This is a genomic window from Microcoleus sp. B7-D4 (genome assembly GCF_036705125.1).
In the GTDB taxonomy this organism is placed as follows: Bacteria; Cyanobacteriota; Cyanobacteriia; order Cyanobacteriales; family Microcoleaceae; genus Microcoleus.
Genome location: NZ_JAUBTT010000006.1, coordinates 15235 through 30675, shown reverse-complemented (window position 1 = coordinate 30675; position 15441 = coordinate 15235). Strand labels below are relative to the sequence as shown.

General features: G+C 44.9%; 14 protein-coding genes. 9 read left to right on the top strand and 5 right to left on the bottom strand.

The window, feature by feature from the left end; translation table 11 throughout:
• Positions 1–7: 7 nt before the first annotated feature.
• From QUB12_RS03535 to QUB12_RS03505, 7 genes are all read left to right on the top strand, one after another.
• Positions 8–1312, top strand: a complete 1305-nt coding sequence (locus QUB12_RS03535) for an aspartate aminotransferase family protein (protein WP_333036696.1) — start codon at positions 8–10, stop codon at positions 1310–1312.
• 291 nt (positions 1313–1603) lie between these two features.
• The gene (locus tag QUB12_RS03530) at positions 1604–3091 is read left to right on the top strand and encodes a TldD/PmbA family protein (RefSeq protein WP_333144871.1); all 1488 of its coding nucleotides are present in this window, start codon (positions 1604–1606) and stop codon (positions 3089–3091) included.
• Between the two features lie 139 nt (positions 3092–3230).
• Positions 3231–3524, top strand: coding sequence for a DUF4926 domain-containing protein (locus tag QUB12_RS03525; RefSeq protein ID WP_333300488.1), 294 nt, complete (start codon positions 3231–3233; stop codon positions 3522–3524).
• A gap of 194 nt (positions 3525–3718) precedes the next feature.
• Positions 3719–5053 (top strand): TldD/PmbA family protein, encoded by a 1335-nt coding sequence (locus QUB12_RS03520; RefSeq protein WP_333144875.1) that lies wholly within the window; start codon positions 3719–3721, stop codon positions 5051–5053.
• A 516-nt stretch (positions 5054–5569) separates the two neighbouring features.
• Positions 5570–6694 carry a THUMP domain-containing protein gene (locus tag QUB12_RS03515; protein ID WP_333144876.1) on the top strand — a complete coding sequence of 375 codons (1125 nt, stop codon included), beginning with the start codon at positions 5570–5572 and terminating at the stop codon, positions 6692–6694.
• 66 nt (positions 6695–6760) lie between these two features.
• Positions 6761–7612: an adenine-specific DNA-methyltransferase gene (gene yhdJ, locus QUB12_RS03510; RefSeq protein WP_333144878.1), complete on the top strand. Its 852-nt coding sequence runs from the start codon at positions 6761–6763 to the stop codon at positions 7610–7612.
• Between the two features lie 5 nt (positions 7613–7617).
• Entirely contained in the window at positions 7618–8589 is a 972-nt protein-coding gene (locus QUB12_RS03505) for a restriction endonuclease (protein WP_333144879.1), read from the top strand.
• Positions 8590–8818: 229 nt separating this feature from the next.
• Here QUB12_RS03505 and hpxZ read toward each other — a convergent pair whose 3' ends face one another.
• The 3 genes from hpxZ to QUB12_RS03490 all read right to left on the bottom strand — a co-directional run bounded on the left by hpxZ (position 8819) and on the right by QUB12_RS03490 (position 10963).
• Positions 8819–9205 (bottom strand): oxalurate catabolism protein HpxZ, encoded by a 387-nt coding sequence (gene hpxZ, locus QUB12_RS03500; protein ID WP_333144880.1) that lies wholly within the window; start codon positions 9203–9205, stop codon positions 8819–8821.
• A gap of 232 nt (positions 9206–9437) precedes the next feature.
• Positions 9438–9857 carry a peptidylprolyl isomerase gene (locus tag QUB12_RS03495; RefSeq protein WP_333144881.1) on the bottom strand — a complete coding sequence of 140 codons (420 nt, stop codon included), beginning with the start codon at positions 9855–9857 and terminating at the stop codon, positions 9438–9440.
• A gap of 236 nt (positions 9858–10093) precedes the next feature.
• Entirely contained in the window at positions 10094–10963 is an 870-nt protein-coding gene (locus tag QUB12_RS03490) for a prohibitin family protein (RefSeq protein WP_333144882.1), read from the bottom strand.
• Positions 10964–11050: 87 nt separating this feature from the next.
• Here QUB12_RS03490 and QUB12_RS03485 point away from each other — a divergent pair, with 87 nt between their 5' ends.
• Entirely contained in the window at positions 11051–11854 is an 804-nt protein-coding gene (locus QUB12_RS03485; protein ID WP_333144883.1) for an RNA ligase family protein, read from the top strand.
• Positions 11855–11975: 121 nt separating this feature from the next.
• A complete protein-coding gene (locus QUB12_RS03480) occupies positions 11976–13136 on the top strand; it encodes an AAA family ATPase (RefSeq protein WP_333144884.1) in 1161 nt (386 codons plus the stop codon).
• Between the two features lie 34 nt (positions 13137–13170).
• Here QUB12_RS03480 and QUB12_RS03475 read toward each other — a convergent pair whose 3' ends face one another.
• The gene (locus QUB12_RS03475; protein WP_333144885.1) at positions 13171–13857 is read right to left on the bottom strand and encodes an HAD family hydrolase; all 687 of its coding nucleotides are present in this window, start codon (positions 13855–13857) and stop codon (positions 13171–13173) included.
• A gap of 229 nt (positions 13858–14086) precedes the next feature.
• Positions 14087–14941, bottom strand: coding sequence for a manganese catalase family protein (locus QUB12_RS03470; RefSeq protein ID WP_333144886.1), 855 nt, complete (start codon positions 14939–14941; stop codon positions 14087–14089).
• Positions 14942–15441 lie beyond the last annotated feature (500 nt).

Below are 15441 nucleotides of genomic sequence, written 5' to 3'. Positions count from 1 at the left end.
AAAAAACATGACAAATATGGACGCTTACTGGATGCCGTTCACCGCCAACCGACAGTTTAAAGCGAATCCGCGAATATTGGTTTCGGCAAAAGATATGCACTTTACAAGCGATGATAACCGCTCAATTTTGGATGGTACTGCGGGGCTGTGGTGCGTCAATGCAGGGCACGCCCGCGAGACAATTGCCGAAGCAGTTAAACAGCAGGTTTTGCGTTTGGATTACTCTCCGGCTTTTCAGATGGGACATCCGGGTGCTTTTGAATTGGCGGAACGTTTGGTAAAGATGATTCCGGGCAATTTCGATCGCGTTTTCTTTACTAATTCGGGTTCGGAATCTGTAGAAACAGCGTTAAAAATTGCCATTGCTTATCACCGGGTAAAAGGTGAAGGAACTCGCCAAAGATTGATCGGGAGGGAACGCGGCTATCACGGCGTTGGTTTTGGGGGAATTTCTGTCGGCGGTATCGGTACAAACCGCAAGTTTTTTGGCAGTTTGCTGACGGGAGTCGATCATTTGCCTCACACTCACAATCTCGAACACAATGCTTTCAGCCGCAAACAACCGGAATGGGGAGCGCATTTGGCGGATGAATTGGAGCGGATTGTCGCTTTGCACGATGCGTCTAATATAGCAGCGGTAATTGTCGAACCGGTGGCTGGTTCTACAGGTGTTTTGATTCCCCCGAAAGGTTATTTGGAGCGGCTGCGGGCGATTTGCGACAAGTACGGAATTCTGCTGATTTTTGATGAGGTAATTACCGGATTCGGGCGTTTAGGTTCCAGTTTTGCAACGGAATATTTTGGGGTGGTTCCCGATATTGTGACGGCGGCGAAAGGGATAACTAACGGTACGGTGCCGATGGGGGCGGTGTTTGTGAAAGAAGGCATTTATGATGCTTTTATGAATGCTCCTGAAAATGCGATCGAGCTTTTTCACGGTTATACTTATTCTGGTCATCCTCTGGCTTGTGCGGCTGCTTTGGCGACGCTGGATATTTATGAGGAAGAAAGGTTATTTGAACGAGCCGATAAGATGGCTGGTTACTGGGAAGATGCGGTGCATTCTTTGAAGGGGGTGCGGCACGTAATTGATGTCCGCAATCTGGGACTGGTGGCGGGTATTGAGTTGGAATCTATTGCTGGGAAGCCGGGGAAACGGGCTTTTGATTGTTTCTTGCAGTGCTATGAAAAAGGTTTGCTAATTCGGACTACTGGTGATATTATTGCTTTGTCGCCACCGTTGATTATTGAGAAGGAACATATCGATCGCCTTGTGGAAATTTTGACAGGGGTTTTGCAGGAAATGGAGTAAGATTAAACGAACCGCGAAGACGCGAAGGACGCGAAGGAAGAGAAAGAAAAAGATGTTTTCAGGTAAAAAGTCTACTTAGAAATGATCTCAAATTCGTTGGCATTGGAATTATTAATTTATCTCTTTTCTTCCTCTGCGGTCTCTGCGCCCTCTGCGGTTTAATCATTCCGAAACAACCGTAAACGATATGATAAAGACCTCTCTCTTTCCTTCCTTCGCGTCCTTCGCGTCTTCGCGGTTTATTCAAATATGTTATAATAATTAACAACTAATGACGAATGACGAATAACTATGGTGCAATTAACTGCAAAAATCTCTGCTAACGAGTTAGCAAATTTGGCTGTAGATTTGATTCGGAAAACAGGTTGCGAGTACGGTGATGTGCGTTTTTGCACTTATCGAAGGCAGAATCTTTACGCGCGCGATCGATCTTTAAGTCAACTGTCAGATAATGTAAGTTCCGGTTTTGGCGTGCGGGTGCTTCTAGACGGCGCTTGGGGGTTTGCCGCCAGTCACAGCAAAACACCCGCAGAGGTTGCAAGAATAGTCGCTTTGGCTGTAGAAATTGCTAAAGGCAGCCGCCTAACTCAGAAGGAACCGGTGCGGTTAGTGCCTGTCGAAAAATATGTCGATACCTACATTACTCCCATCACCATTGATCCTTTTTCTGTACCCGTTGCTGACAAAGCCGAACTGCTGCTAACTATCAACGAGAAGCTACTAGCACACGGCGCACAAGGCATCAAAAAAGCTTCTTCTTTTTTGCAGTCCAGCCGCGAAGACAAGGTTTTTGCTTCCACAGAAGGCTCGCTAATCGAACAAACAATCTACCGCAGCTATCCGGGTTTTGACTGTACGGCAATTGCGGGCGGCGATGCCCAAAGTCGCAGTTACGAACGCCCGCCGCTGAATATCGGTTACGAACATATTAATCCAGATGATTTGTTGAGTCAAGTCGAAAGAGTTGCCGCCGAAGCTATTGAGAAAGTCAGCGCTCCCACAGTCCCGGCTGGTATTTGCAAATCCCTGATTCTTAAGCCGACAAATTTGTTTTTGACAATCCACGAATCTGTCGGTCATCCAACTGAATTAGACCGGGTTTACGGCTACGAATCTAATTTTGCTGGCACGAGCTTTGCTACTACTGATAAGTTAAATAAACTGCAATACGCTGCACCTTGGGTGAATTTTAAGTGCGATCGCACTCAACCAGGTGGCCGCGGTACAATGGGTTACGATGATGAGGGCGTAAAATCACAAGAGTGGTACGTTGTCAAGGATGGAATTTTAGTTGATTATCTCACTGACAGAGAGACGGCTTATCGCCTCGGACGCGGTAGCAGCAACGGTTCTGCTTACGCTGACAGTTGGTCTAGCGTGCCGATGGTGAGAATTCCCAATTTGGGATTGGAGCCGGGCCCGGATGGCGGCAGCCATACTGCTACTTTGGCCCAGATGATTGCTGATACGGAAGACGGGATTTTAATCGACGGTATGGGTAGTTATTCGATTGACCAGCAGCGGCGCAATTTTCAATTCGGCGGCGATGCTTTTTGGAAGGTGGAAAAAGGTAAGGTTGTCGGTATGTTGAAGGATGTAACTTATCAGGCGATGACTACTGATTTCTGGAATCAAATAGATGCGATAGGGCCGGCGTCGGAGCTGGTTCAGTGCGGTACTAATATATGCGGAAAGGGCGAGCCGATGCAGGTTGCTCAAATGACTCACGCTTGTGTGCCGGTGCGAGTGAGGGATATTCAAATTGGGGGAAATTCTTAATTAGATTGTAGGTTTTTAAAGTGAGAATTATAAAGGAGCTGTAGGGTGCGTCGCCATCAAAAATCCTCAAAAAAATCTAAAATATCGCAGCGACGCACCTTACTAATTATGACAATTGCGTCCCGGACTGACAACTTAGATGCCCGACAGCTTACTCTCAAACCCAAAAAGGAGTCTCGACGTGAAACTTGAACTTTACCAGCGTGTAGCATTGTGTCGGGATATGCCGCTATATCAGCTAAAAAAAGGTGATGTAGCCATGCTAGTCGATCGGGTACCTCATCCAAGGGAAGGCGAAGATGATGGCTGCGTTCTAGAAATATTTAATGCTTTAGGAGAATCGATTTTAGTTGTGGCTGTTTCTCCTTCAGATGTGGAACCTCTGCGAGCAGATGAAGTGTTAGCAGTACGCTCTTTAGTACAGGCGAGTTAACCGTAGTATTGCACTCCTAAATGATTCAGATAAATTTGTAGGGGTAGTGCTACCCCTACTCCCCGTGGCTACCCCCTATCTATCGGGCAACCACGGGGGGATTGCCCCTACAATAATTATGCAAATGATTTAGGATTGCTATATTGCGGCTAAACCTATTTTCAAATACAACAAATATTCCGGGACTTTAGCTTATGCTCGTAACAACATCGCCCGCACTTTTAAGTGAAGACCAAGCCTTATCTTTAGTAGAAAAAGCAGTCAAACTCTCCAAAGCAGAGGAAGTATTTGTCAGTCTCTCTACTGGCGAGGAATCTCTTTCCCGCTTCTCGGAAAATCAAATCAGCCAAAATATCAGCAAAACTGTATTTAACCTGAGCATTACTAGCTATTTTGGTAACAAAAGCGCCTCTGCTGCTGTTACAGAATTTGATGAAGATGCGATCGCCTCCGCAGTCAAGCGATCGGAAGAATTGGCCCGAATTGCGCCGGCAGACCCCGAATGGATGCCGCTGCTGCCACCTCAAACCTACGATTTGCGATCGCCCGCATTCGACGCAGCAACGGCAACTGTATCGCCTCTAGCGCGGGCCGAAATGGTGCAGCAAGCGTGCGCCAGATCCTCCCAGGGGGGCGCTCATGGTTCGGGCACTTTGAGCACTGAGGCGTCGCTGTACGCGATCGCCTCGTCAACCGGACTCCGCGCCTGCAACCATTCTACAGATGCGGATTTCAGCTTTACTGCTCGCGTTGAAGACGGTTCTAGTTGGGCGAAGATCACTGCTTGGAGTATCAACGAATTGCCGATCGCCCAATTAGCAGAACAAGTGCTCGATCGGGCGAAATCCTCCCGCAACCCGCGCCCCATCACCCCCGGCGTTTATCCGGTAATCTTTGACGGCGCTGCTTTTGCGGGCTTGCTACCGTGGGTGATTTGGGGGCTGGATGCGAGGGCGGCGGATGAGGGGCGATCGTTTATGTCGATCGCCGATGCAGAGGGAAACCGCGCGGGGGAACAAATTTTCAGCCCGTTAGTGCAAGTGCAGCGCGATCCGGCTCATCCTTTGTTGCGATCGAATACTTTTTTCGGCGACGGATTGAGCAATAACTATTTGGAAATCATCAAAGATGGCGTCCCTCAAAGTTTGTCTTATTCCCGCTACTGGGCGGCACAAAAAGGCAAAGAGGCGAAAGGTGCTTATTACCCGATCGTAATGACAGGTTCCGACCAAAGTTTAGCAGATTTAATTGCTCAAACCGAGCGAGGGATTTTTGTCAGTCGAGCTTGGTACGTGCGCTACGTTAATCCGAAAACTTTGGAAGTAACGGGAATGACTCGCGACGGTACTTTTTGGATTGAGGATGGCAAAATTGCTTACCCGATTAAAAACCTGCGTTTCAATCAAGTTTTACCTGATATGTTGCGCGATGTGGATGCAGTTAGTACGGTGAAGCGTTACGGGGGTAGTGTCGTGCCCGGAGTGCGCGTGAAAGCTTTTAATTTCACGAGTATTACTGACAGTTTGTGACTCACACATTTTTAACAATCTGTAGGGGCGGGTTTCACAAACAATCACAGCCAACAAAGAACAATCTCTCAAACCCGCCCCCACTGACAGTTTGTGACTCGCACATTTCTAACAATCTGTAGGGGCGGGTTTCACAAACAATCACAGCCAACAAACAACAATCTCTCAAACCCGCCCCCACTGACAGTTTGTGACTCGCACATTTCTAACAATCTGTAGGGCCGGGTTTCACAAACAATTACAGCCAACAAAGAACAATCTCTCAAACCCGCCCCCACTGACAGTTTGTGACTTGCACATTTCTCACAATCTGTAGGGGCGGGTTTCACAAACAATCACAGCCAACAAAGAACAATCTCTCAAACCCGCCCCCACCCAGATTAATGCGAGTGATTTATCGTAAAGGTAGAGTATTTATTTTGATAGTTAGGATTAAAACCAGCTATTATAGTCATCAGTCTGGTGTCTGTTGTTAGTAACAATGCCCAATTCCCAATTCCCAATTCCCAATTATCAATGAATCAATATTTTGCTACTGTTGCGCGCGGTTTAGAAACAATTGCCGCCCAAGAATTAGAACGTTTAGGGGCCCAGGATGTCAAGCCAGATTTTACAGGGGTTTACTTTGCGGGCGATCGCACTTTATTGTACCGCGTCAATCTGTGGTCGAGAACTATTTTTCGAGTGCTAATGCCGATCGCCGAATTCCGGTGTTACAACTCGGATATGCTCTACCGCGAAGTGCAGAAAATCCCTTGGGACGAATACTTATATCCCGACAATACTTTAGCAGTAAACTGCACCGGCGGCAACGAAAAGTTGAACCACACTCACTTTACAGCTTTGCAGGTCAAAAATGCGATCGCCGACCAACAGCGCCTGCAATTTAACAAGCGTTCTAATGTTGATGTAGAGCATCCCGATTTGCTAATTAACCTTCACATTCATCAAGATAGAGCTATTTTAAGTTTAGACAGTTCGGGCGGCAGTTTGCACCGCCGGGGATATCGACCGGCGATGGGGCTTGCTCCCCTGAAAGAAACCCTAGCTGCGGCTTTGTTGGAGATGGCAGAATGGACGCCTGATTTGCCGTTTTTAGACCCGATGTGCGGTTCGGGAACTTTGCCTTTGGAAGCGACTTTAAAGGGATTGAATATTGCACCGGGATTGTTTCGAGAAAAGTTTGGATTTATGACTTGGCGGGATTTTGACGAACCTTTGTGGGATAAATTGTGGGCAGAAGCGGAAAACAGCGAATTACCGGAACTTAAAGAGGTGATTGCAGGGTGCGATCGCGATTCTGATATGTTAACTCAAGCTCGCACGAACGCGCAGCAAGCCGGTATTTCCGGTAAGATTCAGTTTGCTCAAACCGAGTTATCTCAGTTGGAAGCCCCCGCAGACAGAGGCGTTCTGATTTGCAATCCTCCCTACGGAGAGCGCCTGGGAGATGCTAGCGAATTGGGAGATTTGTACAAGATGTTAGGGGATATTTTCAAGAATCGTTTTAAAGGTTGGAATGCGTTTATTTTGACTGGAAATAAGGAGTTGGGTAAAAAGGTGGGACTCAGGACATCGCGGCGAATTCCGGTTTTTAATGGCTCGATTCCGTGTACTTTGCTCAAATATGAACTGTATTAAATATTTATAGAATATATCTGAGTACACTTGACAAGAGCCAATATTTATTGGAAGAGGCTAGGCTAAATGAAAATCTTTGAAATTGACGACCACAAACTCATCTTAGGAGATGTGTTAGAAGTGCTTGGGAGTGAAATCGAAGACAACTCAATAGATTTAATTTTTGCAGATCCTCCCTATAATATTGGCAAAAATTTCAATGGTTTTAAAGACAAGTGGGAATTTGAAAGCGATTATTTAGAATGGAGTTATACTTGGTTGAACTTATGTATTAATAAGCTCAAGCATAACGGCAGTTTGTATCTAATGGCGTCAACTCAAAGTATGCCCTACTTTGATTTATATTTGCGCGATCGCTTAACAATCCTTTCTCGAATAGTGTGGTATTATGACAGTTCGGGCGTACAAGCAAAAAAATTTTACGGTTCTCTGTACGAACCAATTTTATATTGCGTCAAGGACAAACGAAATTATACCTTCAATTCCTCCGATATTCTGGTAGAGGCGAAAACCGGAGCTGTTAGAAAACTAATTGACTACCGCAAGGCTACACCATCAGTATATAATTCTAAAAAAGTTCCCGGTAATGTCTGGGAGTTTCCGCGAGTTAGATATCGTATGCCTGAGTATGAGGAACATCCTACCCAGAAACCAACATCGTTGTTAGAAAGAATTATCAAAGCCAGTAGTAATGAGGGCGACGTTGTACTAGATATATTTTCGGGAACTTTTACAACATCATTTGTTGCCAAGCAGCTTAACAGAAAGTCAATCGGCATAGAATTACAAGAAAAGTATCTACAAATAGGATTGCGGAGGTTGCAAATTACCCCGGATGAGAGTGAAGAGGCTCTCATGTCTGAAGTCAACTCCGGTGAAGTTTCGCCACAGCAGCTAACACTAAACTTACAGCTATAATAAAAATGGAACATGAATTTACAAAAATAATTAAGACAATTTTAGAGGATAAGTTTGGCGAAGTTGGGTATCAAATCTTGCGTGAAAGCCAGCTAATTTTATATTTGAATATCAAGACTAAATCTTCAAATAAAGGCTCAAAATCAAGAGGAAGTTTTGCCAACTTATACGCAATCTATGTTTTAGTTGAAGATTATTTGGTGAAAAATTTTCATCAGACAGGAATGTATTCAGATTATGAAGGTGCAGTTTATACGAATCTTTTTAAGAGACAGCGTGAATTACCATTCGGGCAAAAGCTTCAAAATCATGGCTTGAACCATAGGATGAATGAAGAATTTAAAAGATATTTTCCCACTTGTGAGTTCATCCCAATTTTGAGAAATCAGAAAAATAACAGGTATTGGTTTAACGAAAATTTATTAAAAGTCAAAATCAATGAGAATGAACACAATATAGCCGAAACAGTAATCCACATAATTGATGCTTACGTTGAAGCTAAGAGAGATAGCTTTGAAAAGTTTATTCAAATTTGTAAAGATGCTCAAAGATTGACCGAGGTTCAAGTCAGAGAATTTATCAAACAAATGGTAGCCCCAAATGTAGATGCTCGAATTTTCGAGATAGTCAGCTACAGTATATTAAAATACTACTACAATGACCGAGTTATTTATTGGGGTTATGCACTAGACAGACTCCAGCAAGAAAATTTAAAGCTGTTTAAAACAGGTAGGACAAATGCTAATGATGGGGGAATTGACTTTGTAATGAAACCCCTAGGACGTTTTTTTCAGGTGACTGAAACTGTAGATGTAAATAAATATTTCCTAGACATTGATAAAATTGAAAGGTATCCGATAACATTTGTAGTTAAATCTTTAGATTCAGATAGGGAAATTAAATCAAAGATTGAAGCACAAGCTCGAAAGCTGTATTCAATAAATGCTATAGTATCTCAGTACATGGAATGTATATAAGAAATAATCAATGTTCCTATTCTGATAGAAAGATTTGAACAAGCTGTTGCAAAAGGGTACTTAAGCAATATATTGAGCGAGATTATTAAGCAGAGCAGAGTAGAATTTAATTATGAAGATGAGGAAGAAAGTTTGGAAATTGAATTATTAGACGTTGCTCTAGAGGATGAATGATTCAGTCATAAAGTCCGCCTGCTTTAGACAATTATTGTTTCCTTACCTTTAACATTTACACCGGCAAAAAAGAAACGTGAGCGGAAACAATCTTCCACCCTTGAGGAAACTTGCGCCACATCTGACTTTGCCGCCCCAGCCGTACTACTCCATCCATTACACGGCGAAATTCCAGCGTCACAGCCGCCGTGTCTGCATCGAATGTCACGACTTTGAGGTTGAACATTTCTCGATCGACATTTACAGGCGATCGTCCTTTGCGAAAAGCCCTCACCTCATCGCTCCCGTAGAGGTTCTCCGTCACCCCAAACCGCACAACTTCCGGCGCATCCCAGAACAAATTATCAAGAGTTTCAATATCATTCGTACAAAGAGCTTTTTCGTATTTTAAATATAGTTCAGTTAACTCAGTCACCACAGCATTATCATTGATAACAGTCATTCGATTTTAGATTTTAGATTTTAGATTTTAGATTGACACCACGGATAAATCCGGGGGCTTGAGGATGCAAGGATTTTGGATTTTGGATTGATTCCACGGATAAATCACGTGGCGGGTACCCTCAAGAAATTATGGGTCATAAATTGTAGAGTTTCAAACTCTTAAATTTCACACGTTTTGTTTGCAATAAGGACTAAAGTCCTTACTACAAACGCAACTAAATTACTGAAAATTAATGCTCAATTTTGAGCGAAATAATCTTGTCACCTTGGCGGATAGCATTGACGACAGACATATCCTCAGTTTTGCCAAAAGTTGTGTGAACTCCATCTAGATGAGACTGGGGAGAATGGCAAATAAAGAATTGGCTACCACCCGTATCTTTACCTGCGTGAGCCATCGATAAAGTTCCTGCCTCATGTTTGTTCGAGTTGATTTCGCACTTGATTTTGTAGCCGGGGCCGCCCGTTCCATTGCCTTTTGGACAGCCACCTTGAATCATAAAGTTAGGAATGACTCGGTGAAAAGCCAATCCATCGTAAAAACCTTTTTCGGCCAAGTCAACAAAATTCTTCACTGTGTTAGGCGCATCCGCATCGAACAATTCCAAATTGATTGTGCCTTTGTCGGTTTCCATTATAGCGCGGGTCATGATTTTTCCTTGCTTCCTAAAATGAGTGTGTTGCCTACGTGTTAATTGCGGACTTCGCTTTTATAACGACAGTTTGAAACCTGTCGTTATATTGTGGCTTTCAGAAGTGTAGCATATTCCGGCAATTCTCATAAGACTTATGTGCGCTTTCTGAGGAAACCCGGTTTATTCCGAGATTTCTGGTTAGCAAAGCCCATATTTTCCCAGACACCGGGTTTGTTACCGTCAGTCATGTTTTAATCGTTGGTCACTTGCGGGCGATCGGGTTCTTCCTGAATATCGCTCATATTAAAAATGAAAGGAACCCGACTAGAACCGCTGCCCATAACCAGCACTTTTGGCATCTGAGCGCCGCCGCTTCTCCAAGCTTCGATCGCCTCTTTTTGCAGCACTAAATCGCCGCCCTGAGCCTTCAAAGTTTCAGCCAAAAGTCTTTGAGCTTCAGCCCTACCTTGAGCGCGGTTAATGTCAGCTTGAGCCTGCTGTTCTGCTTCCTGAGCCACATAAACAGCCCTTTGCGCTCGCTGTTCAGCAACCTGTTTCTCCTCAACCGCTTTCGCAAAATCTGTGGAGAATCGAATGTTAACAACGCTCGTATCGAGTACGATTACATCATACTTTGATAGCCTTTCCTTCAGCGCAGTATCAAAGTCTCGCTTCAGTTCACTTCTTTGAGTAATAGATTGTTCGGCGGTTCTCAGTGCAGCCGCTGTTTTAAATGCTTCTTGCGTCTGAGGAGCAATAATTTTTGAGACTATATTCTCCAAAGTTCCTTGAGTCCTTCTGATCTCCACTATTTTCTCAGCATCGAGGCGAAAATTGATCGCAAAACTAGCATTTAAATCCTGAAGGTCTTTAGTAGCACTCTGGGCGGGAACTTCAAATTTTTGCACTGTTACATCGTACACATCTACCTTGGATATCAACGGGGGTCTGAGATGAAACCCCTCTAACAATGCTCCATCTGTGGCTTTTCCTAAAACGCTAACCACCCCTGCTTCACCGGGATTGATAACGACGAAAGAGTTTAATCCGAGGAGTAGCGCGCCTACTAATAGAATCCCAGCGATTGCTGATGATATGCTCTGGAAACTTTGACTTTTCAACTTACACGCTCCTTTGTTATAATTCCATTATAATGGTTAAATAGATTGGGTCGCCTCTAAAGTCTCAAATCTCAAAGGGATGGGCTGATGCTCAAAATTGTTAAATATCCTAGAACTTATCACATCGAAGGTTCGCGTTTCCAACCGGGTGATGAAGACCTCGACAGCGTGCCATTTAGCGCCCTGATCGATCGCCCTCTAATTATAGAAGAAAAGGTAGACGGCGCTAATACAGGCATCAGCTTCGCACCAGATGGACAAATGCTGCTGCAAAGTCGCGGCCACTATCTCACCGGCGGGCCGAGGGAAAAACATTTTAACTTATTCAAACAATGGGCTTTCAGTCTCAGCGGGGCGCTGGGAGAAGTGCTGGGAAATCGCTACATTCTTTACGGCGAATGGCTGTATGCCAAACACACTGTTTTTTATGATTTTTTGCCGCACTATTTTATGGAATACGATGTGCTCGACTTAGAAACCAGTCAATTTATGAGTACAGAATCCCGCCGCAAGTTGTTAAGCGGACTGCCGTTAGTGTCCGTTCCCGTGCTGTTTTCGGGAGTCCTGAAATCTCCAAAGCAAATGATGCAGTTTATGGAAAAATCTAATTTTATTCAACCTGGACATTTGGAACGCTTGCGTTTGTACTGCGGGGAATTGGGATTAGATGAGGAGCGGTGTTTGAAAGAGACTGACAAGAGCGATATTATGGAAGGTTTGTATATTAAAGTAGAGGAAGACGGAATTGTCAAGGCGCGTTACAAATACGTGCGTGCCAGTTTTTTAACAGCGATTAAAAACGCCGAAGGACATTGGCTCAATCGCCCAATTGTACCCAATATTCTGCGTCCCGGTGCAGATTTATTTAATTTCACAGGACTTGCGCCCTAACTATAACTATTATAATACTCGGCGGTTTAAACCGCGACTACACAAACGAAGTCCGCCTTCGCGGACTAAAAAATAAAGGTGCCAATTCGACATCTTACTATATTAACAAAGAGGTGAAACCATGACTGCTCTATTATCACAATCCCCAACTTGGACTTTTCCCTTTTGTCCCGAACCCCCCGATTGGTTTCTGGAGTGGGACAGCATTCAAAATCATTTCGATTGGATTCAAAACTTAAAAGGATGCCAGCAAGACCCGATTTATCACGCGGAAGGAGACGTTTTAATTCATACCAGAATGGTCTGCGAAGCATTAATATCTTCCCCGAATTGGCGGCAACTTCCCGAAAAAGAACGATCGATACTTTTTGCCGCCGCTTTGCTGCACGATGTCGCCAAACCCGCCTTTACAACAATAGAAGCCGACGGCAGAATTAGTTCAAAAGGTCACGCCCGCCAAGGTGCGAGAATGGTCAGACAAATTTTATCTCAATTCGACCCGCCCGTGCAGTTTGAGATTCGCGAAACAGTTGTGGCGATCGTCCAATTCGGTAGTTTACCCATCTGGCTGATCGACAAACCCAACCCCCAGCAGTCTGTAATTAAAGTCAGTCAAGTTGTCCGCTGCGATTTCCTCGCACTTTTAGCCGAAGCAGACGTGCGCGGCCGACAGTGTAGCGACAGACAAGAATTGCTTGATAAAATAGAACTATTTCGGGAGTTTTGTCAAGAAAATAATTGTTTGGATTCTCCCCGACAATTCCCCTCCGCACACAGCCGATTTATCTACTTCCGCAAAGAGAACGGAAACCCGGATTACGAAGCATTTGACGACACTAAATGTGAAGTAATTTTGATGTCGGGCTTGCCGGCAAGTGGTAAAGATTATTGGATTCAGAAAAATCTCCCAAATTTGCCAGTAATCTCGCTGGATGCACTGCGAAAAGAGATGAATGTCCCTCCCGACGAAACCCCTGGAAATGTGGTGACAGCCGCCAAAAAAAGAGCGCGAGAATACATGGATGAGGGGCGTTCTTTTGTGTGGAACGCCACGAATACAACTAAACAAATGCGGCAGCAATTAATTAATTTTTTTGCTGCTTACGAAGCGCGCATTCGCATTGTTTATCTAGAAGTACCTCTAGAAGAAATATTGCAGCGGAATAGATCGCGCACAGCAACTGTACCGGAAGCAGTCATTCGCAAATTAGCTGCGCGCCTAGATATTCCCGATCGCACAGAAGCCCATCAGGTAGAGTGGATTTTGAGCGATCGCGCTTAATAGTGGCAATCCACCCGCGATCGCCCGTATTACTTCAACGCGCTACCAATTCCTTTTTCCCTAAAATAGAATCGTCATAATGCGCCAACAAATCAGCAGGGTGATCGTAAATTGCCGCAGCATTTGCCAGCGAAGCATCATCGAAACCTCCGCACCGAAAAGCAATTACTGGCACCCCGCACTTGCCCGCAGCTTCGATATCGTAAGGAGTATCAGCTAACATCACCGTCTGACTCGCTTCCATCTGCAATTTGCTCAAAGCAGCTTCCACAATATCCGGTTCCGGTTTAGAAGCTTCCGCATCACTCGATGTCGCCGCTTGCGCTTGATCCAATAAATCGTCAACTTGTGCAGCTTTCAGCAAACCGGAAAGTTCTTCGGTGGTAGCTGAAGTAGCAATAATTAGCCGCAATCCTTCTTGCTGCATTTTTAACAGCAAATCCCGCGAACCGGGGGTTGGTGAAAGATCGGGAGAAAAGCGGTTAATAATCAGTTCTTTGCGCCGCTGTGCAATCTTTTTCCCGTCGCCTGCTTCGTCGGAAAGTCCTGATACCATTTGGGGTATAACTTTGTCGCCTCCCATGCCAATTAGCGGGCGAACTTTCTCGAACGGCACCTCGTAGCCGTAAGCCGCAAATGACTCTACCCAAGCTTGAGCGTGGGCGTCATTGCTGAGCGTCAGAGTACCGTCAATATCGAGAATTACTGCTTGCAGTTGCATAACTTATTTATTGTTAGTTATTAGACTTCGGGTCAAAATCTGGTTTGTAGTAAGGACTGAAATCCTTAACTAATTAATTAGCCAATCATGTAGTAAAGTTCTTACTACGAAGGTTTGGGTTCGTAGTAAGAACTTTAGTTTTTGTTAGGTTAGGAGTAAGCACTTTAGTCCTTCATTACTTAATTACTCGATCGGGGACAGGAAACTCCATTACTAACTTTTTGATTGGCTATACCATGCCAGTGCCGTGCAATTTTGGTTCTGGCGGCGGGGGTACTGGTTCTGGCCCTAACGGTTGGGGATTGGGTACATATTCAAACTCGCCTTTGCCGTCCATTGATTTGCCTTTCGCCCAGCGTCCCTCGCTACTTTCGGAACCTTCAGAATGATTCCAAAACTGATAAGCAAATTCTGACTTTTCCAACTCCTGCGGGAAGGAACTCGGAACAGGTGTTGTTTCCATTCCCGAACTTTCTAAATCTTCGATCGCCGCCAGCCACAAATTTTGGTGCATCGTGTCGCGGGCGATCATAAAACTCAGGGTGTCTTTGACGCCCGGATCGTCTGACATTTCATACATCCGCACAGCCTGCAATCTTCCTTGCGATTCGGCGTGCAAATTCGAGCGAAAATCTGCTAAAAGATTGCCGCTAGCAACGATATAACGGCCGTTCCAGGGATACCCTACGCTGTCGCTAGGAAGTGCGCCCAAACCCGATACAATTGCGTGCTGCGGATTCATGCTGGCGGCGATCGCATCTCGCGGGCTGTTTCCACCCATCACAGCACCCACCACAGCATCCTTGAAACCTTCTTCTTGCAGAGATACAGGAGCGTTATCTAACAAGTGAGCAATCATAGTTGCTAACATCTCGATATGCCCGATTTCTTCTGTACCAACATCAAGCAGCATATCGCGATATTTGGCAGGGCCTCGGCAGTTCCAACCTTGAAATAGGTACTGCATCATCACAGTCATTTCGCCAAATGTACCGCCAATTAGTTCTTGTATCTTCTTGGCGTAAACGGCATCTGGCTTTTCTGGTCTTTTGTAATACTGTAGTGGCTTCTTATGGTAAAACATGGGGGATTCCTCCCAGGGTTGTTTGATTAACTTTCATTAGTTTTAACGCTGCCCGTGAGGGAGGGAATCAGCTTTTAGTCATAAAGAAATTCAATCAAACCCGGTTATCTTTATCACTTTAGTTTAATGCGGTTTCTCGCGCCCGCGAACTAAAGACTATATGAAATTTGGTCGATCGTACATTCTATTTAAACAAACACAGCGCTGTGTCCTCCTGGTGTCAAAAAACACGTCAAAACCGCCCTCCTGCAGAGGTTTTAACCCCTGTGGGAGGGCGGTTTTTCGGGTTTAGCTGACAGCTATGTGCCCAAGGAGTGTCAACTTAAGAGTGAAACCCAGCCAGAGACTGCTGTTTGACCATTAAATCTAGATCACCCTGGCGCCCCCCTTAAGAAGGGGGGGACAAGAGTCTTCTCAAAGTCCCCCTTCTTAAGGGGGATGCGAGGGGGATCTAGACTTAGCGTAAAAACGAGATTTCTCAGGGGTTTCAGTCTTAAGTT

What these genes read in the sequence shown, in the direction of transcription:
- QUB12_RS03535 (WP_333036696.1), top strand. Translation starts at nt 8, where the DNA reads ATGACAAATATGGACGCTTACTGGATGCCGTTCACCGCCAACCGACAG.
- QUB12_RS03530 (WP_333144871.1), top strand. Translation starts at nt 1,604, where the DNA reads ATGGTGCAATTAACTGCAAAAATCTCTGCTAACGAGTTAGCAAATTTG.
- QUB12_RS03525 (WP_333300488.1), top strand. Translation starts at nt 3,231, where the DNA reads ATGCCCGACAGCTTACTCTCAAACCCAAAAAGGAGTCTCGACGTGAAA.
- QUB12_RS03520 (WP_333144875.1), top strand. Translation starts at nt 3,719, where the DNA reads ATGCTCGTAACAACATCGCCCGCACTTTTAAGTGAAGACCAAGCCTTA.
- QUB12_RS03515 (WP_333144876.1), top strand. Translation starts at nt 5,570, where the DNA reads ATGAATCAATATTTTGCTACTGTTGCGCGCGGTTTAGAAACAATTGCC.
- yhdJ (WP_333144878.1), top strand. Translation starts at nt 6,761, where the DNA reads ATGAAAATCTTTGAAATTGACGACCACAAACTCATCTTAGGAGATGTG.
- QUB12_RS03505 (WP_333144879.1), top strand. Translation starts at nt 7,618, where the DNA reads ATGGAACATGAATTTACAAAAATAATTAAGACAATTTTAGAGGATAAG.
- hpxZ (WP_333144880.1), bottom strand. Translation starts at nt 9,205, where the DNA reads ATGACTGTTATCAATGATAATGCTGTGGTGACTGAGTTAACTGAACTA.
- QUB12_RS03495 (WP_333144881.1), bottom strand. Translation starts at nt 9,857, where the DNA reads ATGACCCGCGCTATAATGGAAACCGACAAAGGCACAATCAATTTGGAA.
- QUB12_RS03485 (WP_333144883.1), top strand. Translation starts at nt 11,051, where the DNA reads ATGCTCAAAATTGTTAAATATCCTAGAACTTATCACATCGAAGGTTCG.
- QUB12_RS03480 (WP_333144884.1), top strand. Translation starts at nt 11,976, where the DNA reads ATGACTGCTCTATTATCACAATCCCCAACTTGGACTTTTCCCTTTTGT.
- QUB12_RS03475 (WP_333144885.1), bottom strand. Translation starts at nt 13,857, where the DNA reads ATGCAACTGCAAGCAGTAATTCTCGATATTGACGGTACTCTGACGCTC.
- QUB12_RS03470 (WP_333144886.1), bottom strand. Translation starts at nt 14,941, where the DNA reads ATGTTTTACCATAAGAAGCCACTACAGTATTACAAAAGACCAGAAAAG.